General features: G+C 48.5%; 25 protein-coding genes. 11 read left to right on the top strand and 14 right to left on the bottom strand.

What is annotated here, in order from left to right:
• Positions 1-188: 188 nt before the first annotated feature.
• Both U2F10_RS25345 and U2F10_RS25340 read left to right on the top strand, forming a co-directional pair.
• Entirely contained in the window at positions 189-1,238 is a 1,050-nt protein-coding gene (locus tag U2F10_RS25345) for a hypothetical protein (RefSeq protein WP_163703134.1), read from the top strand.
• Positions 1,239-1,340: 102 nt separating this feature from the next.
• Positions 1,341-1,565, top strand: a complete 225-nt coding sequence (locus U2F10_RS25340; protein ID WP_163661341.1) for a hypothetical protein — start codon at positions 1,341-1,343, stop codon at positions 1,563-1,565.
• 159 nt (positions 1,566-1,724) lie between these two features.
• Here U2F10_RS25340 and acs read toward each other — a convergent pair whose 3' ends face one another.
• Positions 1,725-3,710: an acetate--CoA ligase gene (gene acs, locus U2F10_RS25335; RefSeq protein WP_163703135.1), complete on the bottom strand. Its 1,986-nt coding sequence runs from the start codon at positions 3,708-3,710 to the stop codon at positions 1,725-1,727.
• A gap of 695 nt (positions 3,711-4,405) precedes the next feature.
• Between acs and U2F10_RS25330 the strand changes: the two genes are divergently transcribed.
• From U2F10_RS25330 to U2F10_RS25320, 3 genes are all read left to right on the top strand, one after another.
• Positions 4,406-5,065, top strand: coding sequence for an alternative oxidase (locus U2F10_RS25330; RefSeq protein WP_499057181.1), 660 nt, complete (start codon positions 4,406-4,408; stop codon positions 5,063-5,065).
• Positions 5,066-5,074: 9 nt separating this feature from the next.
• Positions 5,075-5,440 (top strand): Alr5209 family pentapeptide repeat protein, encoded by a 366-nt coding sequence (locus U2F10_RS25325; protein ID WP_490795796.1) that lies wholly within the window; start codon positions 5,075-5,077, stop codon positions 5,438-5,440.
• Between the two features lie 521 nt (positions 5,441-5,961).
• Positions 5,962-6,123: a hypothetical protein gene (locus U2F10_RS25320; RefSeq protein WP_163661347.1), complete on the top strand. Its 162-nt coding sequence runs from the start codon at positions 5,962-5,964 to the stop codon at positions 6,121-6,123.
• A gap of 257 nt (positions 6,124-6,380) precedes the next feature.
• Here the strand turns inward: U2F10_RS25320 and pgr5 are convergent, their stop codons facing one another.
• Positions 6,381-6,578, bottom strand: a complete 198-nt coding sequence (gene pgr5, locus U2F10_RS25315) for a cyclic electron transport protein PGR5 (RefSeq protein WP_163661349.1) — start codon at positions 6,576-6,578, stop codon at positions 6,381-6,383.
• A 739-nt stretch (positions 6,579-7,317) separates the two neighbouring features.
• Here pgr5 and U2F10_RS25310 point away from each other — a divergent pair.
• The gene (locus tag U2F10_RS25310) at positions 7,318-7,512 is read left to right on the top strand and encodes a hypothetical protein (RefSeq protein ID WP_499873642.1); all 195 of its coding nucleotides are present in this window, start codon (positions 7,318-7,320) and stop codon (positions 7,510-7,512) included.
• A 40-nt stretch (positions 7,513-7,552) separates the two neighbouring features.
• On the opposite strand, the gene U2F10_RS25305 is transcribed toward U2F10_RS25310, so the two are convergent.
• From U2F10_RS25305 to U2F10_RS25275, 7 genes are all read right to left on the bottom strand, one after another.
• A complete protein-coding gene (locus U2F10_RS25305) occupies positions 7,553-9,133 on the bottom strand; it encodes a TolC family protein (protein WP_163661353.1) in 1,581 nt (526 codons plus the stop codon).
• A complete protein-coding gene (locus U2F10_RS25300) occupies positions 9,133-10,317 on the bottom strand; it encodes an ABC transporter permease (protein ID WP_499057183.1) in 1,185 nt (394 codons plus the stop codon). The genes U2F10_RS25305 and U2F10_RS25300 overlap by 1 nt, the downstream gene beginning before the upstream one ends.
• Before the next feature lie 5 nt (positions 10,318-10,322).
• Positions 10,323-11,630 carry an efflux RND transporter periplasmic adaptor subunit gene (locus U2F10_RS25295; RefSeq protein WP_499873641.1) on the bottom strand — a complete coding sequence of 436 codons (1,308 nt, stop codon included), beginning with the start codon at positions 11,628-11,630 and terminating at the stop codon, positions 10,323-10,325.
• Between the two features lie 286 nt (positions 11,631-11,916).
• Entirely contained in the window at positions 11,917-12,675 is a 759-nt protein-coding gene (locus tag U2F10_RS25290) for a flavodoxin family protein (protein ID WP_163703142.1), read from the bottom strand.
• 98 nt (positions 12,676-12,773) lie between these two features.
• Positions 12,774-14,726: a thiamine pyrophosphate-binding protein gene (locus tag U2F10_RS25285; RefSeq protein WP_499057189.1), complete on the bottom strand. Its 1,953-nt coding sequence runs from the start codon at positions 14,724-14,726 to the stop codon at positions 12,774-12,776.
• Between the two features lie 58 nt (positions 14,727-14,784).
• Entirely contained in the window at positions 14,785-15,516 is a 732-nt protein-coding gene (locus U2F10_RS25280) for a hypothetical protein (RefSeq protein WP_163661363.1), read from the bottom strand.
• A 153-nt stretch (positions 15,517-15,669) separates the two neighbouring features.
• Positions 15,670-15,786 carry an NAD(P)H-hydrate epimerase gene (locus U2F10_RS25275; protein ID WP_499874510.1) on the bottom strand — a complete coding sequence of 39 codons (117 nt, stop codon included), beginning with the start codon at positions 15,784-15,786 and terminating at the stop codon, positions 15,670-15,672.
• Between the two features lie 541 nt (positions 15,787-16,327).
• Between U2F10_RS25275 and U2F10_RS25270 the strand changes: the two genes are divergently transcribed.
• Together U2F10_RS25270 and U2F10_RS25265 are read left to right on the top strand one after the other, a co-directional pair.
• Positions 16,328-16,888, top strand: a complete 561-nt coding sequence (locus U2F10_RS25270; protein ID WP_499057192.1) for a hypothetical protein — start codon at positions 16,328-16,330, stop codon at positions 16,886-16,888.
• Positions 16,889-17,102: 214 nt separating this feature from the next.
• Positions 17,103-17,699, top strand: coding sequence for a hypothetical protein (locus tag U2F10_RS25265; protein WP_163661367.1), 597 nt, complete (start codon positions 17,103-17,105; stop codon positions 17,697-17,699).
• 39 nt (positions 17,700-17,738) lie between these two features.
• Here the strand turns inward: U2F10_RS25265 and yccX are convergent, their stop codons facing one another.
• From yccX to U2F10_RS25250, 3 genes are all read right to left on the bottom strand, one after another.
• Positions 17,739-18,011: an acylphosphatase gene (yccX, locus tag U2F10_RS25260; protein WP_163661369.1), complete on the bottom strand. Its 273-nt coding sequence runs from the start codon at positions 18,009-18,011 to the stop codon at positions 17,739-17,741.
• Positions 18,012-18,130: 119 nt separating this feature from the next.
• Positions 18,131-19,156: a tRNA dihydrouridine(20/20a) synthase DusA gene (dusA, locus tag U2F10_RS25255; protein WP_499057198.1), complete on the bottom strand. Its 1,026-nt coding sequence runs from the start codon at positions 19,154-19,156 to the stop codon at positions 18,131-18,133.
• Positions 19,156-20,922 carry an Rqc2 family fibronectin-binding protein gene (locus U2F10_RS25250; protein WP_499873640.1) on the bottom strand — a complete coding sequence of 589 codons (1,767 nt, stop codon included), beginning with the start codon at positions 20,920-20,922 and terminating at the stop codon, positions 19,156-19,158. The genes dusA and U2F10_RS25250 overlap by 1 nt, the downstream gene beginning before the upstream one ends.
• A gap of 283 nt (positions 20,923-21,205) precedes the next feature.
• Between U2F10_RS25250 and remA the strand changes: the two genes are divergently transcribed.
• Positions 21,206-21,463, top strand: a complete 258-nt coding sequence (gene remA / locus U2F10_RS25245) for an extracellular matrix/biofilm regulator RemA (protein WP_006517162.1) — start codon at positions 21,206-21,208, stop codon at positions 21,461-21,463.
• 111 nt (positions 21,464-21,574) lie between these two features.
• Positions 21,575-22,006, top strand: a complete 432-nt coding sequence (locus U2F10_RS25240; RefSeq protein WP_163701286.1) for a SufE family protein — start codon at positions 21,575-21,577, stop codon at positions 22,004-22,006.
• Positions 22,007-22,044: 38 nt separating this feature from the next.
• Here U2F10_RS25240 and U2F10_RS25235 read toward each other — a convergent pair whose 3' ends face one another.
• Positions 22,045-22,557: a MarR family winged helix-turn-helix transcriptional regulator gene (locus tag U2F10_RS25235; protein WP_499873639.1), complete on the bottom strand. Its 513-nt coding sequence runs from the start codon at positions 22,555-22,557 to the stop codon at positions 22,045-22,047.
• A gap of 162 nt (positions 22,558-22,719) precedes the next feature.
• Between U2F10_RS25235 and U2F10_RS25230 the strand changes: the two genes are divergently transcribed.
• Positions 22,720-23,454 (top strand): sulfite exporter TauE/SafE family protein, encoded by a 735-nt coding sequence (locus U2F10_RS25230; protein WP_499057205.1) that lies wholly within the window; start codon positions 22,720-22,722, stop codon positions 23,452-23,454.
• Here the strand turns inward: U2F10_RS25230 and U2F10_RS25225 are convergent.
• Positions 23,451-24,944: a tetratricopeptide repeat protein gene (locus tag U2F10_RS25225; protein ID WP_499873638.1), complete on the bottom strand. Its 1,494-nt coding sequence runs from the start codon at positions 24,942-24,944 to the stop codon at positions 23,451-23,453. The genes U2F10_RS25230 and U2F10_RS25225 overlap by 4 nt on opposite strands.
• Between the last annotated feature and the right edge of the window lie 119 nt (positions 24,945-25,063).

The raw sequence follows: 25,063 nt of genomic DNA, 5'->3' as shown, positions 1-25,063 counted from the left end.
CCTACGAGGGAGATGCCGCCGCCTTAACCCTGCAGAAGTCATGGTTAAGGACATGTTTTTTGATCAAGAATAGGGTGGCACCCCAGAGGAGCATGAGCTAGCATCAAGCAGGGTGAAGCAGGGGTGAAGCAAGGTTACAACATCCCATGCCCCGTAGGACATTCATGGCTTATAGGAGCGGCATCACCATGGATCAGGAGCTAAAACCAAACAATGTTGAGGATTGGTTCCCCCTTGATATACAAACCCAATACATCGAACACATCGTGCATCAGCCAGGTTTAAAAATAACCTTGAGGCAAGCAACCTATTTTGTGCGGCTGTGGGGCTACGGCTATCTGCAACAACGGGGCATGGACTATGCGCCCATAAGCACCCTCAACCGTCAGATTAGTAGTTTTTACTGCTCCCACAGTGATGCAGCAGATTTGTTTTATACCCAAAACCAGGGAACACCGCGAGCTGCTGGACAAATGTTAGACAAGCTCGCTTCTAAAAATCTTCTGAGACGGGGCGAATCCGACGGTGTTGCTACACGACTGAGCTTAAATATTCCTCAAAGTTTTGAGCTACCGGAGGAGAAAGCAGATGACACATTCTATCCGGATGCTTTTGATCCTCGAAATGATGCCACCCTTGTTGCCAATATTCTAGAACAGGTCTATAGCTATGATCCTGAAAGACCTGAATCAATGTTGCACAATATCAAGAAAGGCATACGCCAATGGTCTCGGCAATATCCTGATGGCCTGCGGGTCTTACGACGGATGTCTACCAAAGAACCGGTAGGGTTCGCTGCATTCTTACCGGCCCATCCCGATTCAGAAGAGAAGTTTGATCTCTCTCCTAGTCGCAGCTTACACCTGAGTCGGCTGGATATGAGAGAAGACGATCCCATCACAGTGGCAACCAAAGGCGATCCTGATTGCTACACAGTGTTTGTGCGTAGCTGGCAAATTGAGATAGATGTGTGGACCTATGAGACGGCCTGTGAATTTATTAAAGACTCTCAAATCACCTTACGCAAAATTCGCGATGATTTTCCCAATCTGAGTGACATTTACACCATTGCCATTCACCCCCTGTCAGAAGACTTTGCCCTCACCCTCGGTTTCCGCATGACTAAAGGAGATCCAGATTCTTCGTTACGCTGGCTTTACATGCCTTTAGACCGATTTTTGGAACTAGATTACGAAGATGTTTTACTCAATTTTAATTACAGTCATCGCTACAATTAAACGGCTGACATCGCCTAAAGTACGGTTTTTAAGGTGGTTAACCACACTACACCACAGAAAAGCCCCTTTAGAATGGAATCATTCTTACGTACATCAGCATTTATGGATCGTCCCAAACCACAGCCTGCTCGCCCAGTGCTGGATCAACGCCCCAAGGTACAGAGAACAGCCGACAGGTTGAAGTCCTTTCGTCCCTTGCCGTATCACATCGCCCTGAGTCAAGCAGCCCGATTAGAGGCTTGGACCCAGGCCATAGAAGACATTGGCGGACCCGCAGAAGCGATGGATAGCAGCGATTTTGATCCGCGACTGATGGAACGAGAGTAAATAATTGGCATGGCCTCACGGCTTTAGATGCACGGCTTCAGATGCACAGCTTTAGATTCATAGTAAACAGGCAGCGGAGCGACATTCAGCCTAGATCCACTGCCTGTTTATCTTGTTTATCTATAGTGAAGGATGAAAAACACCCATTCAGCGCTTGGTTTATGCTCCAGTCCGCAGCTTCTCTAGGACGCCTTGGTCTTCCATGGTGGTGGCATCACCGACTAGATCTTCGCCACTGGCCAGATTACGCAGGAAGCGACGGATGATTTTACCGGAGCGGGTCTTGGGTAACCCGTCTGCAAATCGAATTTCGCCGGGTCTTGCGATCGCACCGATCTCCTTCACCACATGCTGCTTCAGCTCAGCCTTCAACTCATCACTGGCACTGTGTGTGCCTTCCAAAATCACAAAGGCAAAGACATCTTCACCTTTGATCTCATCCCTGCGACCCACCACAGCGGCTTCTGCCACAGCGGGGTGAGAGACTAGCGCCGACTCAATTTCCATGGTGCCCAGGCGGTGTCCCGACACATTGAGTACATCATCGGTACGACCCATGATCCAAAAATAACCGTCTTCATCCTTACGGGCACCGTCACCAGCAAAATAGACATACTTACCATCCTTGGGGGGAATGTGCTCCCAGTAGGTGCGGCGGAAGCGGGCATCATCTCCGTAAACCGTACGCATCATACTAGGCCAGGGATGCTTGACCACTAAGTATCCCCCTGCGTTGGCACCAACAGGGTTGCCTTCGGCATCAACAATATCGGCCAAAATACCGGGGAACGGCTTGGTGGCTGAACCGGGCTTGGTTGCGATCGCGCCAGGCAACGGCGTAATCATAAAGCCACCGGTCTCAGTCTGCCACCAGGTATCAATAATTGGGCACTTCTCGCCGCCAATGACCCTGTGGTACCACATCCACGCTTCTGGGTTGATGGGCTCACCCACAGTCCCAAGAATCCGTAGAGAAGATAGGTCACGAGCATTGGGGTGTTGGTCCCCCATCTTCAGAAAGGCACGAATGGCCGTGGGAGCTGTGTAGAAAATAGTCACTTTATACTTCTGCACCACATCCCAGAAACAACCTGGATTAGACGCACGGGGTGCACCTTCATACATCACACTGGTGGCACCGTTGGACAGAGGACCGTACACAATGTAGCTGTGGCCTGTAATCCAGCCCACATCAGCCGTACACCAGTAGACATCATCCTCCTTGATGTCAAAGGCCCACTTAAAGGTCATGTGGGTATAAAGGTTGTAGCCACCCGTCGTGTGCACCACCCCCTTCGGCTTACCCGTGGTACCGCTGGTGTAGAGAATAAACAACAGATCTTCACTGTCCATCGGCTCAGCAACACACTCAGTGGCAGCACCGGGCTTCACATCGTGCCACCACACATCGCGGCCGTCAGTCCAATCCACAGCCTGCTTTGTGCGCTGCACCACCAGCACGTTGGTTACGGTGGGCACAGCGTTCTCTGCTAAGGCTGCGTCTACAGCAGGCTTCAGCGGCATTGCCTTATCTTTGCGGAAACCACCGTCAGCAGTAATGACGACCTTGGCCTCAGCATCATTGAGACGATCCCGTAGGGCTTCAGAACTAAAGCCACCAAAGACAACGGTGTGAGCAGCACCAATACGGGCACAGGCTAGCATTGCCACAGCTGCCTCAGGAATCATTGGCATATAAATGCCCACCCGGTCCCCCTTGGCTACACCCATGCCTTTGAGCACATTAGCCATTTGGCACACTTCAACGTGGAGCTCAGCATAGGTGAGGGTACGAGAATCGCCAGGTTCCCCTTCCCATACAATGGCTGGCTTATCCCGGCGATGGGTATCGAGATGTCGATCTAGACAGTTATAGGAAATATTGATTTTGCCACCGACAAACCACTTGGCAAAGGGGGGCTGCCAGTCAAGAACGGTATCCCATTTCTGGAACCAATTCAGTTCCTGCTCAGCGAGTTCAGCCCAGAATGCAGCAGGATCAGCCGCCGCCTTATCGTAGAGAGCTTGATACTGATCAGCGCCAGAAACAGTTGCCGCTGCCGCAAACTCAGCGGGCGGCTCAAACAGTCGCTGCTCGTGCAAAATTGATTCGATAGCAGGCTGTGAGTTAGGGGATTGTGCCATAGGTCGTCTTAACTAGCGTTTCTATATGCGGTTCTTTGAAGGCTATAGGTTGCAGACGCAGCCAGGCCAAAACCGTCTATGTTTCTCAATATTTTTCGATGTAATGGCACGCAGAATTCATTTTGGTTGGAAAATGTAAATTATCCGTAACGAAGTCTACGGCAAGCATCGCATTCAAGATGTTGGCGAAAGGGATAGAGCGTATGTAGCTTCAGTAGTCAAGTAGCACTGATTGACTCAAACGGCTCCCTGGCTGTACACCCATCTGATGGAGAGGACTCATACCAAGCAACCCCAGGAGGGTTTTTAGGGAAGCAGCATCCATCCCAACAATTCGGACTGCATAAAATACCTGTCATCAGGCATCACACCAGCAACATTCAACAGACAAATTCTCTCCCCCTTCAAAAACAAGGCAATTAGATTGCAAACTACTTCAGTATTTTAACAACATGTTTAACAACTTAACAACATGTTTAACAACCTCATAACACGTTTAACAACATGTTTAACAACACATATGTTGTCTATTACTAGATATCAAGAAACACCACCATTAATCCTAGAAATCGCTAGATTATTTGAGACAGAAGTAAGTTTGCAGCCTGCCTAATTCACGGCAACTGATGCACCTCACCTCAACCAATCAGGTACCAACAACAAAGTTCTTTCTCTAACCTCTTGGAGAACACCTCATGATTAAAGCTCTAGTAGGCATTCTTGTTTTTGTTATCAACACAGTCTACAAAAATCGACCCTACCCACGCTTTTACGTTTTAGAAACCGTTGCCCGTGTTCCCTATTTTTCCTACCTATCTGTCCTGCATCTTTATGAAACCTTAGGCTGGTGGCGGAAAGTCGACTGGCTAAAAGTCCACTTTGCTGAATCTTGGAATGAGCTGCATCATTTGCTCATCATGGAAGAGCTGGGTGGCAGCCAACAATGGGTTGATCGTTTTCTGGCTCGCCATGTAGCCCTGCTCTATTACTGGATTATTGTTGCCATCTACGCCATTAATCCGCGTGCGGCTTATCACTTCATGGAATTAGTCGAAGAGCATGCCTATGCTAGCTATGACAAGTTCCTACAGTCGAATGAAGCTACTCTCAAGCAAGAACCTGCTCCTCAAGTAGCCATTAGCTACTATCGTGATGGGGATCTCTACATGTTCGATGAGTTCCAAACTTCTCATCCCCCTACAGAGCGCCGTCCCCAAATTAAAAATCTTTACGATGTGTTCGTCGCCATCCGTGACGATGAAATGGAGCATGTCAAAACAATGGCCGCTTGCCAGCAGCCCGATGCTCAGCTAACACTCCAGAGCCCTCATACTCCAGCCTTTGCAGCTAAATAGGTGTGCATTATGTCTCAAGCTACTGCCTTACTTCAAAACTACAGTCGCGGTCAAAGAGCGTTCTCAGGTCTATCTCTGGCTAATGTGAATCTTAGCCAAGTGGACCTCAAGGGTTCGGATCTTAGCTACAGCGACTTGAGCAACGTTGACCTCAGTCAAGCCAATCTGCGCGGTGTTGACCTTAGCTATGCCACCCTCAGCAAGGTCGATTTGCATAATGCCGACTTACGCGGTGCTATGCTGATAGGCACCGATCTTAGGGAAGCCAGATTAGACAAGGCTAATCTCAAAGATGCAGATTATATAGCAGGAACCACACAATTTCCTAGCAACTTTGACCCCACAGGAGCACAAATGTCTTCAGTGGAATCCTGAGGAAACGTAACCTAGCGCTTATAGCTCTCTCTTACCCCCACTCTGTTGTCCCTTGAGAAGGAAACAGCGGAGTGGGGGTACTGTTGTTGGCATCATATGAAGAGAATGAAAGATGGTTTGATTCCGTCGAATATGGTCAGCCTGCATCAAACAAGTCACGGTTATGGATAGAGAACACACAAACCAAAAGGTAAATGTTACGTATCTTTAACGGAAAAGTACCCATAAGGGTAACGCAAGGATAGGTGCGAAAACATACAATGCTTTTGTAAGCAATACGGACTCAGTCATAAATTTTCCGTATTTTTGATTAAATATCTAGGCCAATCAAACAACTGTCTGCTAAGTAATCATCACTTTTGACTGCGTACTACATCAGGTATCACAGGGAGTGAAAATCAACACCTTCATTTTTTCTCTAGAGTAATTGAACCCATGATATGCGCCTGCTCAGGGTGCCATTACCCTGATGCTTCAGATTACTGTCTCATGTCTGCCAATGTTTTTTAGGAGATAACGTAATGTCCCCGATTCTCTTCATTTCATTGCCATTCGTATTACTGTTCCTCATGGCTCAAGGTGCTGGCGCTGGCAAATCCTCTAAGAAAAAGGGTTCAAAAGATTTTGAATATCAGGATGGTGACATCATCATCATTCGCAAACAATCTAATAAAAAGTCTTAGACTCCTGTTTCTAGATTGGTGAAATTCACTCAAAACGACTGTTCAGAAGTCACCTTCTTAGGACAAAAACAGCCCCTGGCATCACTGTCAGGGGCTGTTAGCTATGGTGTACCAAACAGTTAAACTCTCTAACGATGAAAAGCCTCTACCATAAACGATAGAGGCCAGACTGTATTGTATCTCTGGAGAGAGGAAAGATAATATATGCAGTCAGCCACTAGTCAGGAAACAGGCTGAATGCTATGAAATTCAAGTTCTTACGCCAAAAATCCAAGTCTCTTACCATTGTCACGTGCTACACGAATCAGATTCTGACGCTCTGTGCGATCAATACCGAACCAATTACAAACCGTTGTAATCACTTTCGAATGTAGGGCAATGACCTTTCCGCGCATTTGATTAAATTCACGCTTGCCAAACTGATTACGAAGCAGAATTACGATAGGTGCAAACATGATGGGCTCCTCGAAACTAAGTGTGTGAGAAGGGTCTAAAAAGCATTACCCGAAGAGATTGGACAACGTTGGTTAGCAGTAACGCTTTGCAACCCTTGTAAACAATAGTAACGCAATGCAACAATAACGTTACAAACTATTGCATTTATTTTTCTTATCTGGGTTATTCCAGAGCTATAAGTCTTAACGTCAGCACATAGCCAGCCGCTCAAAAGGCTTGCCTAAGATGTACTGAGAAATTCCATAGGGAAACTCCATTGATGTGCCATTAACGAAGCATGACTAGCACCATAAGCTGCATCTTGGCAGGAGTTACCTTTACTGCACCATCCGGACTTTGACGAAGGCTCTTGGGCTTAAAGCAACCGACATCCGACCAGCGGACGCTCACTCCTCCTCTAATAAGGGTGGTGGCACTAAGCCAAACCACGGGGCAAAATCGTAGAGTGTGATTACTGGCTATGGGTCGCATGGCCTATGGGCCAACCAGAGAATCTACTACTGCAAATTATTGAAAATCAAAACGTAACATTCTCTTAATAGTTTTAAGCATCCAGTCCATTGCTTTTGTTTCAAGGCCGAGGATGGGTCAAAGGACGGTCTTTATTACATTTGTTTACATTTGTTTATGCAATACTAATATTTAGAAACATTTCCTGAAATATTAGTCTGATGCAGCTTTAGGGCTTTCCATATCATTGGCTCATTTCAGGGTTTCTAATAATCGGTATTGCCCGCCATGCAATTAGGGCAACCAGTTCCTAACGACTCAAGGAAAATCAAGATGCGTAATTATCATCAAGACCACGTTAAAGTCGCTGTGTATTCTGCCAAGATGGATGCTTCTGAGCAGCAACGCAGTCAGGATATGGTGTTGGCAATCCTGATGATTCTGAGTGCTGTGACTGTTATGGGTTTGCGTATGCTGTTCTAAGCAGCTCAGTTTAGACGCGATCGCAACCTAGAACATCTCTCTATTCATCTTCATCAGACTCTAAGCTCTCTGGCACCATTAGCAACTGACTCTCCTCAACTTGCACAGACCAGACATCAAGGGTGGTGCCAAGGGATTGATTGAGGGATGCGATCGCATCTGCAAAGTCAATGGCAGCAGTGACCTCACTGTTTTGCGCCTCGACCAGATCATTTTGCAGCTCCAATACTTCAAAAATGTCCCGAGTGCGACCCCGGCGTGCTCGGGCTCGGGCATTTTCTAAACGCTGCTCAGCCAGTTCCCGAGCTAGACGTGTTACCTCAATGCGATTGCGGGCAGATTCTACATCTCGTAGCTGGTCTGCAACATCAAGTTGAATATCAGACTCAAGTCGATCCAGATCATTTTGTAACTGTTGTTGCGATACCCGGTTACGCAGCAGAGCAGTTTCCGTTGATTCATCTTCCAACAGTCGCGTCAATACTAACTCTGTTGATGCTTCCGAAAATTCTCTTGTGCTGGCATTGGCGCGTAAATCTAAATTCCAGCGGCGATTGTCAGTAGCTACCACACCATTGATCTCAGCAATTTCTAAATCTAGCTGAGCCTGGCGATAGTCTGGTCGATTCCCGTAAGCAATCTCCACCAGCTCCTCTAAGGGCGGAACCTCAGAATCTTCAGCAACCGTACTCAATATGGTCAAAGCTTCTTCTGGAATTGTAATTTCCAGCGAGTCGTCCAAATCTAGCAGATTTAAGAGATCCGATTTCGCCTGTTGTAGCGCATTTTCAGCTTCTAAAACATTAGTTTCAGTAGCTGCCAAGTTGGCATCAATTTCCACTAACTCAAATCGGGCTCTCCGTCCTGCTTCTACCAATGCCTCGATTGAACGGCGCTGTTGTTGCTGAGTCTCAAAAGATAGCTGTTGAATCTGTAGACTGGCTTGAGCGCGAATTAACGCATGGTAAGTGTTGATGCCGCCAGTAATGTCTGTAATTAGTCGCTGTTGCAGATCAAGCTGATTACTAGTTTCTTGTAAACGGGCAATTTTTACAGAGGATGTGTTAACCGCTCGCCCAGCCCCCCGCAACAGCGGCTGAGTCACCGTTAAATCCACCTCTTGATCCTCAATCAAATCAACCGTTACCTCCAGCGTCGTTCCCAAGGGGGTCAGCAGCTCTCCCCCCAGACGAGCTTCACGGGTAATTTCGGTTGTATCAGCCGTACGATCGCTCAGGCCCAGGCTTAAGGTTGGGGTTAAATCTGGGGTAAAGATACTCTCCGCTTCTCGTAGATCTTGTTGTTGGGCAATCCGCTCTAAGGCAGCATTTCTCAGGTCACGATTGTTTTGCAGTAACAGCGTAACAACGTCTGACTGGGTTAATGCCAAAGTCTGGGCAGAGTTATTCTGCGTCTCAGAGGGGGCCAATAATGGGGCCGAGGGAGACTCAGTACTCGGATCAATACTCGGAGATGAGTCAGATTCCCGTTCAGACTGGGAATTTGGTGTGGGCGGTAGCTCAGGCAGTTGCGCAACCGGTTGCGCAATTGCTGGCTGAAGCATTGATGTTGCTAAAGCACTGGCCATAAAAAAGATGTGTAGCTGATTTTGAAATCGCATCAGTCACTCCGCAGGGCTTTAACAATATCAACTTGGGTAGCGCGCAAAGCCGGGATAAAGCTAGCACCCACACCAACGACCACCGCTGCCCCCATGGATAAGGCAGCATTACGAGATGAGAATCGATAGGGAGCCTCTATGACAATCGTTGTGGCCGCTTGGGTCAGACCGTGGACCGTGGCAACAGCTACCGCCCCCCCTAGCAGGCTTAATATCACCGCCTCTAAAATGAACTGACTCATCACCTCTAACTTAGATGCGCCAATGGCTCGACGAATACCAATTTCTTTGGTCCGCTCTAGCACGGCAGCAACTGTAATATTGGCAATGCCCACGCCGCCAATGACCAGGGCAATTAGACCCACCGCAGTGAGGGCAGCTGAGGCAATTTTTTGCACTTCTAAGTCTTCTAACAAATCATCCGCATTACTCCAAACATGAACCTCGGCCTGGGGAAAACTCTGTTGCAAAAAAGCTTCGACCGCTTCGCTAAGATCGCCAATTTGAGTCAAGGAGTGGGAGCTAATTTGCAATGAATCCCAACGATATCCCCCAGACAAAACAGTTGCAAAGGTCTCAGTCATCCACAACTCCCCCCCTGTGCCCCATTCAGAGTTAGATTTGGACTCCATCACACCAATCACGATAAAGCGATTACCATTGGCATAAACAGCCTTATTTAAAGGTGATTTCTCCTGAAATAGGCCCACTGCCAACTGTTCGTCGATGATGGCCACAGGGCGATACTGTTCCACATCTCCTGGATCAAAAAACCGTCCCTGCAACATCTGTCGCCCTGTGGTATCTAAATAGTTAAGGGAAACACTGCGGGCATCCACTTCGGCTTCATTGGCTTCGTATTGAACATTGTTAATGTTGTAAACGTTGCTAATAGAGCTAACGGAGCGAATTTCAGTAATTGAGTTGGTAAGCGCCTTTTGAAAGGCTTCATCCAACTCAGGTTGGGGGCCATTCCTGGCATAGACCCAGGGACTAACAAATGGTCGATCACGCTGGGCTAGTTTGAGATCAATTTGTTCACGGGTAATGGTTTGAATATTGAGGGTGGCACTGACCGCACCCACCCCCATAAACACGCCAAATGTCGTCAGACCAGAGCGCAGCCACTGATTGGTCAGGGAGCGCCAGGTCATAAACAATAGATCTGGTAAGGGAAGTCCCATGACAATTATTGGTTAAATTCTTCAGGGATAGGGAGTGCAGGAGACTCACTAAGGGGCATGCCAGGCGTAACGGTCATGGTAGGGGGGACCAGGGCAATTTGATCGCCTACGCTCAACCCCTCTGTTACCGCCACTAAATCTAACCCTTGTAGCCCCAGTTCAATGGGCTGTTGGATCGCATTACCCCGCTGATTTCTAATCCAAACAAATGGCTCGCCCTGATCGCGCTGGATCGCTTCAGGGGGAACCACCAGCACATTTTTTTGTTGCTCTGTAATGATGTCAACACTGACAAAACTGCCAGGAATCAATGCCTGACTGGCACTGTCTAGTTTTACTTTGGCGGTCACCCTGGCTTGCCCTTCTTGAGAACTACCACCGTTACTCGCCGATAGGGCCTGGGGTGCTAAAGCCACCACCCGTCCGTCAAAGTCTTGCGCATCCGGGCCAATGGCACGAATTCTAGCAGGTTGATTAAGGCTAACTTTGGCGGCATCCAAGGTAGATAGCTGTAGGTTAACAATCTCTTGATTGGGGTCCCCCAGCGTCAGCAGGCTCTTATCAGTGGCAATGGCTTCACCAGCACTCACTTGCACTTCAAGCACAACCCCATCAATCGGTGACGTAATCACTCGATCATTAAACTGCTGTTCTAGCAAATCCAGGGTTTCAGCAGCTGTCTTGAGGTCTAACTCAGACTTGATGACAGTCAGTTGGGCATCTTTGAGTTCGGAACGGACTCGCTCTAAGGCGTTTTCATCTTCGCGCACCTCATCTTCTGAAATAAATCCTTGAGCTGCTAACTCCTGAGACTCTTGGTATTGCTCTATCGCAGCAGTGACTCGCTGCTCGACTTCGGCTACTTTTTCTTGATTACGATTCAGGTCCAGCTGGATTTTTTGGATTTCGACCTGTTGCGATCGCACCTCTCGCTCGTTGCTGCGATCGCGCAAAATCAGCAACGGCTGACCAGTTTCCACCAGGGTGCGCACCTCCACCAGCACCTGCTCAACGGTCGCTTCATTTTGCGGCGATTTCAGCGTCTGCTGACCTCCCAAAGCCAGGGTGCCACCAGAGGTGACCGTTAGCTCCACCGTCGAGCGTTCCACCGTATGCAGGGGAACGGCAATCGGCTCTGAGCTAGGAGCCCGATAACGCATATAGCCCCAGGTAGTTGCCCCCGCTAAGGCAGCAAAGCCCAACAACCAGATTGAGATCGCACGATACCTTAATGAGCGAGGATTAGCGCTCAACGGCTCCACCGCCGTGAGCAAGGTTTCTCCAGGCTGCTCTGGAGATCTAGCATCTGTCATAGTTCCTGATACCCAAACGGCAAATGCCCATGATGTCCCTTGCATCAAATCTTACAAAGATTGACCGTGAAGTGTCCATTGATGAGCAGAGTTTCAGAAACATACAGGGTATTAACGTAGGTTGGGTTACCCCACACCAAAAGCTCTCAGACTATTCAAAACCCTTATGAACCCAACATTACCGATCACCCAACGCCCACAAAAAACGAGAACAATGGGTGCTGGCATTGTTGGGTTCATAAAAAATTGGTTCAGAGGCAAGGGTTTCGGCGTATGACAACCCAACCTACACCTTGTGCTCGGGGTTCTTAAAGTCCGTCTTACATCCAGCATCCCAAGCATCAGGCTGATTACCATGGCCTGGAATCCCGCCATGATCCTTAAGCATGCGTGCCAGGTGCATACAGTTCCAGGCCAAAAACGTGGTGTTCCGATTCGTAAAATCGTTATTGGGGCCGCCGGAACCTGGATCTAAATACGACGGTCCAGGCCCCACTTCACCGAGCCAACCAGCATCAGCCTGGGGAGGAATTGTATAGCCAATGTGAGACAGTGAGAACAGAATATTCATCGCACAGTGTTTTACACCATCCTCATTGCCTGTGATCAATGTGGCCCCCACTTTGCCATAGTCACGGTACTGGCCTTTCTCATTCAGCAGGTGAGTGTAGCCATACATCCGTTCCAAAACACGGTTACACACAGAGCTTTTTTCTCCTAGCCACACTGAAGTACACAACACCAAAATATCAGTCTCATCGATCTGTTTTTGCAACTGAGGCCAGTCATCTTTATCCCATTCGGGGGTTTCAGACATATCTAAGCCTAAACCCGCCGGAATCTCGTAATCAACGGGACGAATCACTTTGGTTTGCACACCATTGGCTTCAAAAATCTCTTTGGCAATGTTGATCACTCCGCGAGTGTGGGAAAGCACTGGCGTACGATTGAGGGTGCAATTGAGGAATAAGGCCTTCAGGTCATCATACTTTGCAGGCGCATTTTCACATTGATGCTGGGTAATTTTAGAAAGTTGTTCTGTCATGGTTTAAAGTTTTGAGTCAACTAGAGTGGGCTTGGTGTTGTGGATGGGTGGATGGATGAGTGATGGGGGAATGGGGTGATATCTTTAAGCGCAAGCGCCTAAATCAACTCTGGATCTGCAATAATCTCCACCAGGGCGGGTCCCTGATAGGCAAGGGCGCGAGTAATTGCCTCATCCAGTTCCTCCTTTTGAGTGACCCGAATACCCAAACCACCACAGTTTTCGGCATATTTTGAAAAATCAGGATTATGGAGTGACGTTTGCCACACATCCCACTCTCCAGCACGCTGTTCTTTAGAGATTTTGCCAAGCTGAGAATTGTTGAGCAAAATGTGAGTAATGTTCATGCCATATTTCACAGCGGTGGTGAACTCAGCGAGATATTGACCTAAACCACCATCGCCAGAGACTGACACAATCGGTCGCTCCTGACCTGCGGCTGCCCAAGCCCCCATGGCTGCCGGGAAGGCAAACCCAATCGAGCCGAGATAGCCAGACATCAAGACAGACTGGGCCTGACATTCAAAATAACGGCCAAAGGAATAGGTGTTGTTGCCCACATCCACGGCAATGACGGCATTGGCGGGCACATGGCGGGTCATGGCAGCAAAAACACTGGCAGAATTAACTCCTTGTCCACGGTCGTCGGCTTCGCGGCGGGCTTTTTCGGCTCGCCAGATGGCCCAGCGGTCTGCAATTTGCGATCGCTGATCCTCCGTCTCCACGTTTCCGACCAACGCCGCCTGCAACTGCGCCACAACAACACTAATTTCACCCCACACAGGCACCTCCACCGCATGGAACTTACCCAGGGCCAGCGGGTCAAAATCCACCTGAATAATCGGCTTACCAGGATAGATACCCGTATGATTTGAGAACGAGGCTCCCAAGACAAGCAGAACATCCGCTTCATTCATAAACCAGCTGGCAATGGGGGTTCCACTACGTCCCAAAACACCACAACCTAAAGGATGGTGATCGGAAATTAATCCTTTGCCTTTGAACGTGGTCAGAATTGGAGCCCCTAACGTTTCTGCTAACTCAATGACCGCAGCCATATTAAAACGGGCACCGTGGCCAACAATAATCACCGGTCGACGAGATTTTTGCAATGTATCCATGGCCTTTTGCAACGACTCCGGTGGTGGCGCAATGTGTAACGGAGTCATCCGACCAATGGGATCTGAGGCAGGCACATCGACCGCTGTCTGCACCTGAATCTCATCAGGGAAAATCAGATGGGAGACATCCCGCTTGAGCAGAGCATGCTTAATGGCCAGGGTCATCAGCTCAGCGTGTCTGCTATTGCTTAGAACTGTATGACTCCAGGCCGCAACGCCACTAAAAGCCGCTGATAGATCACACTCCTGAAAATTGCCAGTGCCCAACACTTGGGTATTGACCTGCCCGGTTAGGGCCAATACGGGCGCACGATCAACCTTGGCATCCCACATACCCGTCAGTAAATTTGTTGCACCAGGACCCGCAATGGTTAAACAGGCGGCAGGTTTGCCCGTTAGTTTGGCATAGGCCGAAGCTGCAAACGCCGCTGCCCCTTCATGGCGAATACCGATATAACTGAGATTTCCCTGAGTTTCTTGGCGACGCATGGCATCTGCCAGACCCAAATTAGAATGGCCCACCATGCCAAACACATGGGTCACGCCCCAGTTCACCATGGTTTCTACCATTACATCGCTAACGGTACGAATGTGGGGCTGTTCAATGTCTAACCCCACATACACACCATCTGAACGCACATCTACGGGAAAGGTTGCTAAGGCATCATCCACTTCCAAAGCGCCAGGTGGTGCCCCCGTTAACGGGCAATAGTCCCAGCCATGCCAGGGACAACGCAACAGACCATTCTCAATGGAGCCTTCACCCAGTGGACCACCCTGGTGAGGACAGCGGTTGTCTAAAGCACCATATTGGCCCTGGTAGTGGGTGAGGGCCAGGCTTTTATGACCAGCTACAACGGTTTTAACTCGGCCTTCAGGTAACTCATCTAGATCTAGAACGCGATACCACTGTGTTGTGACATCAGGCATGGTCGTTCTCCTAAAATCTTCGAGCAGGGAGATTATTGCAAGTGTTTATGAGAACTCCCTAAACAAGCAACAATAAAGTTGTGTAAAGCGCTGTCCCCGTGGCAAAGGAAAAGAAACAGCTTTGTTTTTCGTCGGGCAGCTCTCGTTTCAAAATGTTGAGAATGATGCTGCCAGCCAGGAAGGACCAAACAGCTAGAATTCCGGCTTCACTGAGGTGGAGGGAGCGGCCTGCGATCGCACCCACCATAATTGCAGCTGTCAGCAGCCAACGACCATATTTGTCATAAGGAGCCTGATGATGCTCCCGTAAGCCATGGTCAATAATATAAAAGTGCAGGGCGATGGCGGCAAAAAATAATAGACATTGCAGCAGTGTGTGGTTAGCCAGCTCTTGCAGTAAGTAACCAACAACCATATTGAGAATCGCAAACGCCGCAATGTGAATCCAGAAAACAGGATTCTGGGTGCTGTCCTGGTTGTTCTTAGTTTTGTTATGCAGGCGAGATTTAAGTGCCAAAATATCTAACCCATAAAACACCAACAAGCCCAACAGCGCCAGTATGTAAACATGATTTTCCACATACGCAACCCATGGAATATTAGAGTGCGTTATCGTCTCTTGAGCATGACTTAACTCGGGAAAAACCTCCAAAAAGACATAGCCAATAGATACTCCGCCCGCAAAGGACATCCAGCGAAATTCAGGAATGAAGGAAAAAATATTTAATTTAGAAACAAACGCATGAATAAATGCTAGGCCAACCGCTAACGCAAACCCTGGTCCAGTCATAATAGGTCTCTAACTCTAAAAAATGAGCGTTCTTTTGACAATAGTGATACAAAGGGCAGCACTGGCATGACATTACTTACCTAAATTTACTTTTAGACACATGAATTGCTAGCCATCAGGCAAATACAACAAGGCTCCTCAAATGGAGAGACATTATGTCCCATGGCTTCCCCGACTAGCTAAATGCTTGGCGGCACAAATGCCATCATCGCCACTTCCACCCCTACCCACTAAAACAACAATCTGGGTCTGTCGCCATTGTTCTTTCAGACATGAAATCGCCTATGGAGAAAGGTTTCAACCTGCATTTTTCATCATTGACAACAGATGAGAATCCGTTGCTTCAACAGCCATGGGAGCAACTGCAATCATTTTTTCTGTTGTAACAGCAGGCACCTCTAAGCCTCTATCTATAAAAATTTCAGCCCCATGGTGAACATCTCCATTGGTATAGTGCAATCTCTCATCTCTGAAACTGGCTGATTCATGATTCTAAAATCGCTAGCCCACGAATAACGTGATGACCAAATCTTACAAAGGCTTATTTCTACCTGCAAGATGTTTTTATCCTTCAATTCCATAGACAGCTTCTATGGAACGCCCCAATTAAAAGTCGGCTCTGTCGCTATTGGGTATAGTGCAACCTTTCCCTGGGTTCCATACGTCCTGCCCTTAACAGCCAACACCCTTGATTAATTCTTAAGGTCGTTAGATGACGTGAAAATCATTGATACCTTTATCCAGTAACCTCGTCGGACTGTAGCGTGATCCACGGTGTGGATATCTTCTATCTTCAGTCGAACTTGCTCCCATGGAAGATTTTTACCGCTATGACTTGTCTAGACAAGACTTAAATGTACGGGCGGCCCACTCATTATGTAGAGCAGGATGGATGCTAGTTGAAATCAACGGCGTTCTCAAAAATGGTTGTATCAGTGTGGAAAATTTTCAGAGAATTCAGGAGCAAGCAACCACGTTAGAAAAGCTACAGCGTAAATTTGGTCCCCCACCTAAATTGAGCCGGTCAACCGAAATTAACGTTACAAAAATCAATATTCACCAGAGGCCAACTCTGCTGGTAATGAACCGAGGTGTGGAAGAAGCCGCTTCTATTTTGAGTCACCATGGTTGGCATCTTGAGCAGATTCGCAGTGTGCTAAAACCCGCAATCCCCCCCTTAGACGACATCGGTTTTGCCCTCCTCCACGACCTCCAGGTCGAAAATCACCGTAGTCATCGCCCACGGCTCACCCCGCCCCACCCGTCCCCCCGTAGAAACGCTGCGGCGACCACACTCAAAGCCTTCACCCTCTTGGTTTGGCTGGGAGGACTAATTTTTATAGGAGTTTCATTAATCCTTCACGTGCTATGAAGTTTCTCAAAGGTCATTTTAGGTGGAACTACTGTTCTCTGAACCAGTCATTTATATGTAGTCATAGGGAGGCATATTTAAAACCTGATTAGTTTGAGGTTTGGATATAGCTACCCTGCTAATTAACCCATAGCAGGCATACACCGTCGAAGAAGGGCTCTCGACTCAGACCAGCGTATCTACCTAGCTATGTAGCTGAAGAATCTAGGGGTATATGAAACACGTTCAGCATGATGCCTTAGAGCAAGCAATCGATATTAGAGCCGCTCGTACATTGTGTAGAGACGGCTGGTCCTGTGAGCAGATCAATGCAGTCTTAAAGAACATTGACATCAGCCACCAGCAATTTGAAACGATCCAAGCCCAATCCAGGGAACTGGACGAGCTACAACAGGTGTTTGGGCCACCGATTAACTCTTTGCGTTCTGAGCATGCTGAACCGAGTCAATCGGATCTGGATTTTTTAAATCGTGGTCCCGATGCGGCGGCCTCAGTCCTGCGGGAGAAAGGCTGGAACAGTTACGAAATTGACCTGGTTATCCGAGAATCCATGTTTGTGCCGTTAGAGGAGTCCAAACTGGCCCCTCAACAGCCTGCCTATGTTAGCTACCCGACCACCATACCGGTGTTTCCAACCCAGAATCCGAATGGCTATGCCCTTGGATATCCTGATGGTGGCATTGCTGCTGCAGCCACTCTCAGCGATCGCAGTCACTTTCACAGAACTAGCAGTGGTACCTTGAGACGTGACATTTTTATCCTGACCTTCATGGCAACCATCGGCCTAGTCATGGTATTCACGCTGCTGTAACCGCTAAGAAGCAGTCAAGACGTTACCGAGCACTTCCTATCAAGACTCGATAACAAATTCATCAAAACGATTGATGGGCAAACATTCTTCCACTTCAAGCTGCCTGACGCTAGCTCGTTCAGGCCCTTTTTTTGCCCATTCAATCAAGGCCTTTAATTGCTCATCAGAACCATCCGCCACAATTTCTACCGTATGGTCAGGCTTATTGGTGACATAGCCTGTCAACTTTAATTCTTGTGCTTTTTGGCGTGTGTGATAACGAAAGCCCACACCTTGCACCCGTCCATAAACCGTAATCTTTACTCGTGACATCTAAGGGGTGAACTAATTTATGCCCCCATTTTGTATCAAATCGTAATACTTTTTTAAGGTTTATTAAGAGCTAAAATTTTTGTCACCAAGGTATTTGTTTTTGTCTATATCTAGGACATTTACGTTGACAAAAGCATGGTGTTATAGGTATTTTTACTCATTGCCTCTACAACTTGCGCAGCGGCTTCTTTGACCACATCCACACCTGCACCAGCACGACAGCTATGGTCAGTTAAGTGTCGTTTCCAAGCCCGACTGCCTGGCTGACCATGGAAGAGCTGTAGCATATGGCGGGTAATGGAATGTAGCTTTGTGCCCTGTTCAGTCCAGCGAGCAATATAGGGCAGCATGGCAGTCACTATTTGATGGCGAGTCAAGGGAGCATTGGCTGCATAAATATCTCGATCGGCAACGGCAAATAGGTAAGGGGTATCGTAGGCAGCGCGACCAATCATCACAGCATCCACTTGCTGTAGATGGGTGTCAGCCTCTTCTAGGGTTTTGATACCGCCATTGATTTCAATCCACAATTCGGGATGCTCTTGCTTAAGACGGTAAACATCGTCATAGCGTAGGGGGGGAATCGTGCGGTTGTCTTTGGGGCTCAGTCCCTGGAGCCATGCTTTACGGGCATGGACGGTAAAGCGATGACAGCCTGCTGCCATTACGGTGGTCACAAATCTGACCATGTCTTCGTAGCGATCGCAATCATCAATGCCAATGCGGTGCTTCACCGTCACCGGAATATCGACCACAGCCTGCATCGCCGCGACACAATCCGCCACCAACTCTGGCTGCGACATTAAACAGGCCCCAAAGTTACCACTTTGCACCCGATTGCTAGGGCAGCCCACATTCAGGTTGACCTCGTCATACCCCAGATCTTCAGCAATCTGCGCACACTTGGCCAAAAGCTGAGGGTCATCGCCCCCAATCTGCAAAGCAAGGGGTTTTTCGAGGGGATCGAACCCCAGAAGCTTGGTGCGATCGCCATGGAGAATCGCCTGAGCCGTAATCATCTCGGTATATAGCAGCGTTTTTTGCGTAATCTGCCGCATGAAATAGCGAAAATGACGATCCGTGCGGTCCATCATGGGAGCCACACTGAGAGGGTGCAGACGTTGGGACGGTGGGTCAAAACTCATCACTCATCTCCCTGCTTTTCCAAATACGCTTTTGCCTTTTGCGGCTGGCCCCAAAGCACGTGTTCATGCTTATAAATCACCATGCCTGGGCGAGCGCCTTTAGGTTTATAAACATGTTTGGGTTTGGTGTAAACCACCGGCACCTGCTCCGACTGACGGGCTCGACTAAACCAGGCCGCAATATTGGCTGCCATGCCCAGGTCTTCATCACTGGCTTCAGCACCAGGCTCTAAACGCAGCAACACATGGCTACCCGGAATCTCTTGAGTATGTAGCCATAGATCATAGTCATTGGCCGCTTTAAATGACAAAGCCTCATTTTGGTTATTGTTGCGTCCCACCCATATTTCAGTCCCGCTAGGAGTTTGGCATCTATAGAAATTGGGCAGTTTCTCTTCCCGTCCCCGTCCCTGTTGTTTCCATTGGCGTTGGTGCGGATCGGCTATATAGTCCTGTTGCACCAACTCATCTCGAATTTCTTCAAGGGCGGCGAGATCGTCAGTCATGGTGTATCGAGGGGTTTGACTGAGGGCGGCTTCTACCTGTTCAAGATAATGCAGCTCCGTTTCTACCTCTGCGAGCAAAGGCATGACGGCCTGACGGGTGCGCTTTAATTTTTGATGTCGCTTATATAATGCTTGGGCATTTTGCACCGCATTTTTTTCGGGGTTTAGTGCCAGAATAACGGGTTTGCCCGAGTCAAAATCCTGAAGTTGGATTGATGTCATACCCGGTCGCCACTCATGCAGATAAGCCATCAGCAAATCTGCCTGCACACGATGGCCCTCGGCCTGGTCAGAATCATCTAGCCGCTGATGGAAATTAGCCGCTTTCTGCCGCAGTTTTTTCGTTAGACCTTTTATCTTTTGAGTGAGTTGGTGATGGATCTGCGTAAATGTCTGCTGGTTGAGCTGCGTCGTGTAGTAATCATCTAACAGCTGTTGGATAGAACCAGAAAACCCTGGTGATGATTGCGTCCAGCCCAACACCGTGTACCCCTGATCGACATGGGCTGGTTGAAAGTCATTTTTCCCTAGACATTGAAGCCAGCGTTGCCATTGCAAATAGAGTTGCTGCCAATCATCAGTTGTCAAACTATCGGTGGTTTGATTTGGGTCTAGACCAGCTGCTCGGCTTAGTTGTTTTGCTAACGCTGTACTTAGACCGCTATAGCTTTTCACCATCATTTTGCTGAGCTTGCCAGGCACCAGGCCAATCCGTTCTTGCCAGTCAGTGCATGGCTCGTCTAAACGGGGCAACGTCCCCACAATGGCCGGCGGTGGCTTGTATCGCCCCCCTGTGCGGATAGTGCGAACACTTGATTGCTGCTCATTCACCTGGTGTGCAGCGGTCACAATTTCCTGATGGGCATTGGTCAACAAAACATTGCTGTACTTACCCATAATTTCCACATAGAGATGCCATTCTGCAGGCTCATCAGGACGCCGAGCGAATTGCAGATCAACAGCACGCTCCCAAGGGGCAAGAAAATTAATCTTCGTTAAGGCAAGTCCACTGAACTGATGTTTCAGTTGCTGACTAAAGGTAAAGGTGTCAGGCCGTTTTGGAGGAGCCATCCCAATGTGGATACGCGCCGCCTGAGGATGCCAAGAAATTGTCAGCCATCCACGTCGATTAAATGTCCGCAGTCCAAGACAAACAGTATTACGATCTCGTTGCACAACTTGTTCACAGCGAGCAGGCAACCATTCGGAAGAAAATTCACTACAAATGGCTCTAAGGGTTGTTATATCAACCGGTTGCACTCTTTATCCTCTGTTATCAGCAAATTTGGATATTTTTGAAAGATTTACCCGTTTTTTATTCAAGCTCCTTAAGAAGCGAGCACACTGGAGGTCAGTAAATCCATGAAGAATTCGTCATTCTCAATCATTAGGCCTCATTTTTCTCATGTTTAATTCCTATTTTTTTAGTTAACATTTCGGTACTAGGATTTAGTCATTTACGCACTTAAACGAGCGCATTATTAAGCATGGTAGCTGTTGCTGCTTTTGCAATTTTGTGCTCTAGATGCTTGCTTTTGAACTTATGGATATTAAGCTTATCAACATTGGCTTTGGCAATATCGTATCTGCCAATCGGGTAGTTGCCATCGTTAGCCCCGAATCTGCACCGATCAAACGATTGATTGGCGATGCCCGCGACACAGGACAACTGGTTGACGCCACCTACGGCAGGCGTACACGGGCCGTGATCGTCACCGACTCAGACCATGTGATTTTGTCAGCGCTACAGCCTGAGACTGTTGCCAATCGTTTCATGATTAACAAGGAAAACGGTGATTGACAGGCAAATGGCGGCTAATAATCCTACCTTATTGAGCAATAAAGCCTTGATAGAGACTTGAGCGGTTTACACTAGAGACATTCGTAATGGCAAAAAAATCGCATTTTGCAGATGTCCGTTAATTCCGCTCGTCCTCCCGCCTTAGACAAAATTGTCAAACGTTTTCAACGGATTCAAGACCCGCGACGTCGCTACGAGCAGTTGTTGTGGTACGCCAAACGTCTAGAGGGTTTTCCTGAAGATGCTAAGACACCTGAAAATAAGGTAAAAGGCTGCGTCTCACAGGTTTACATCCTTGCCAATGCTGATGAAGAGGGCAATGTTTGTTTTCAAGGTGATTCAGATGCACAAATTACGAAGGGTCTGGTCGCCTTATTGATTGAGGGTCTCAAGGGAATACCACCTCACGACATCGTGCAGTTGGAACCCGACTTTATAAAAGAGACCCAACTGGATGTGAGCCTCACGCCATCGCGAGCCAATGGGTTCTACAACATCTTTAAAACAATGCAGCAGAAGGCGATGGCGCTAGCGAATGAATAACCTACTGTAGGGGCGTTCCATGGAACGCCCCTACAGTATTAAGAATAGAAATCCGTAGCAAATTCATCGCTGTAGAAGTCATCTGGATCTTCTTGTTGGTTTTCCTCAGTTTTAGGTGCTGTAAGGCCAAATGCAGCCAGTACTCCTGCATTTTCAGCGGCGGAGTCTAGCACATTGGCCTGAAGCTCATGCCATATCGGGGCTGCTGTGAGTAACAGTCGCCGACCTTGGGGCGTGGCCTTGAGGAACTGACTCCGTTTGTCTTTGCCAGGCCCAATCTCAATCCAACCATGTTTCTGCATGCGGTCAATGGTGCGGCTAATGGTGGACTTTTCCATGCCGAGCATTTGCCCTAGCTGGCCAGGGGCAATTGGCCCCCGACTAATAATTGTGGCTAAGATGTTGAGCTGATTAACGGTTAAGCCTAAGGGGCGCAAAGCCTCGTCATAGAGACGCGTAACCATACGATTGATTTGTCGTAATCGCATGGCAATACAGTGATTGGTCATCTGACGAGCAATTTCTTTAGGGGTACCGTAGGTTGCCGCCATGGTTAAGTCACACTTCACTAGTTGTATATTCAACTATTTAGCACTTAAACTCGTAAATTACATCAGTAGCCAGCACATTAGGCTGAAAAGCTACGATTTACATCACAACATTTTTCTTAATAATCAGTAAGATTTAGAAGTACGTAATCATGGCGGGACCCTATGGACATCCTCAATGCGAGTATGGCTGACAGTCTCTGGATTGGTTTAATTGTGGGGCTGGCGTCTCTAGTGCAGAGCCTGACAGGGTTTGGGTTTGCCCTGGTAGCAGTCTCATTGCTGCCATTTTTTATGGACCTACAGCTGGCGGTGACTTTAGTGATCGCCGTGGGGCTGATTGGCAACGTCGTCCTCTGGTGGTACTACCGGGAGAATTTTGAATGGTCCCGGATCATACATTTATCGGTGGCTGCCCTGGTGACAATTCCAGTGGGCGTTATGGGCCTGCATTATGTCCCAGAGCATTTGGCGCTACAGGCGCTCGGTGTTCTGGTTTTGGCCTATGTTGGTTACTCATGGCTACAGCTATCGCTACCAGAACTGACCGGACGCCCCTGGGCCTATGCCTTTGGTGCAGCCTCGGGCGTCTTGACAGGGGCCTTTAATATTGGTGGGCCGCCGATTGTGATCTATGGCAACTGCAATCAGTGGAGCCCTGAGCAGTTTAAGGGCAACTTACCGGGGGTGTTTTGTGTGCTGTCGTTGGTTGCGATCGCAACCCACATCTGGCAAGGCGATTTCAGCGCCGCCCTACTCACCCAGGTAGAATATGCAGCACCGTTCTTTGTCGCAGGTTTAGGCCTCGGGATTTGGCTATCTAAATATATTGATGCCGCTAACTTTCGGCAGATTGTCCTCGTGCTACTGGGGGCAATTGGCTTAAAACTGCTGATTTAATTATCTGACCCTGGTGCTGGTGGAGCCTCAGGTGTAGGCTCCTCGGGTGTAATATCAATGGTTTCGTCGGTGATCACTTCCACCTCAGGTAGTTCCTCAGGGATTGCATCCTCCGTGAGATCTTCTTCACTGAGCTCGCCATCGTCGGGGGGCTCAATTTCCACCGGAGCAACATCAAAGGGAGGATTATCCTTGAGTTCCTCCCTTAAAGAGTCCCCCAGGGTGGGCTCAGTCTCTTCAGCCTCAGCAGTGTCCTCTGGGGTACGGTCTAAACTGAGCTTGGCCACCTCACCTCTAAAGTAGGCTTCACGGTATTGAAGGGACTCCGAAAACGCCAGCCCTGCACGAAAAGCAACCAAAGCATTGTCGCGATCATCAATGCTCAGGTATAGCTGCCCCAGGCGGTCATAGGCCTCTAAAATGCCGTGCTGGTTATACGCTTGCTGCTCAGCCCTGACCAGCAGGTTATACATGGTGAGCGCTTCATTGGTCAGGCCTTGCTCGGCATACAAATCGCCCAAGTCTTTCAGCACAGTACTCACATGACCATACAGCTGTAGGCTCTGGGCCGTCACGTAGGCCAGGTTGTAATACTGCAGCGCCTGGGGATAAACCCCAATGGCTCGAAAATTACGAGCCATATCAATTTCTAGGGGGGGTTCGCGATCATTTTGAGCCGTCGTTCTATACAGTCTTAGCAACTCGGTTTGCACCGGCAGTGCTTGGGCATAGTCTTTGGCTTGCTGATAGCTATAAATCAGCTCCTTCAAATATTGCGTATGCTCCAGGGTGTTGCCTTGGATGTCAGCCCTGTCAATTAACTGGGTATATAGCTGAGCCGCATTATCAAAATCAAACCACTGTAAATAGTGGGCCGCCAGCACCACCACCCACCCCTGCTGAGTCAGCGTATCCGCTGCGGTCATGTCGATCAGTTGCTGATAAATCTCCGTGGACGTGTCCCGTATCCGCAACGTCTGAGCAATCGTCGCAATGGTTTCCACCCGTTCTAAGGTGGCCGATTCCTTTTCTGCTTCCCAAATCCGCTCCAGCCGCACCGACATTAAACGGACCTCTTGCGATCGCTGCGAATTCCAAGCCTGCTGACCAATACGGCTCAACGCTTCCAATTCTGCTTCAAGGCCAAATACACGACGTAGTTGCACCTCGCGCATCCATAACTCAAACGCTTCATCAGGCTGTTCCGCCAGCAGCAGTGCCCGCGCTTCAGCATCCAGTTGAAATAGCGCCAGTTCCAGAGCGTAAAGTTCTAGAGGACTCAGGGGACGGTCCACCACCGCCGTCGGTAGCAACGGATCCCGTGGTTCCTCCTCCAACGGATCACTCAGAAATGCATCCAGCAGCACCGGGTCTAAACGCTGACCATAGGCTGGCAACGACATTAATGTAAGGACAGCTAAACTACCCGCTAGTCGCTGGCCCAAGCATCGAAACCAATGCCGCTTTCGTAAACTAAAATAAACACTCATTTACAGAACTTTGTACTTACGCTGCTTTGCAACCGTGAGCGGTCGTCCGTGCTGTAACCTTAAGATCTTGTGTAAATCTTTTGTCAGCAGGCCTTTGCTGGCTGTCTAACCATAAAACA

It is taken from the genome of Leptothoe sp. EHU-05/26/07-4 (assembly GCF_043421015.1).
Classification (GTDB): Bacteria; Cyanobacteriota; Cyanobacteriia; order Phormidesmidales; family Phormidesmidaceae; genus Leptothoe; species Leptothoe turfae.
This window is presented reverse-complemented; position numbering and strand designations above follow the sequence as displayed.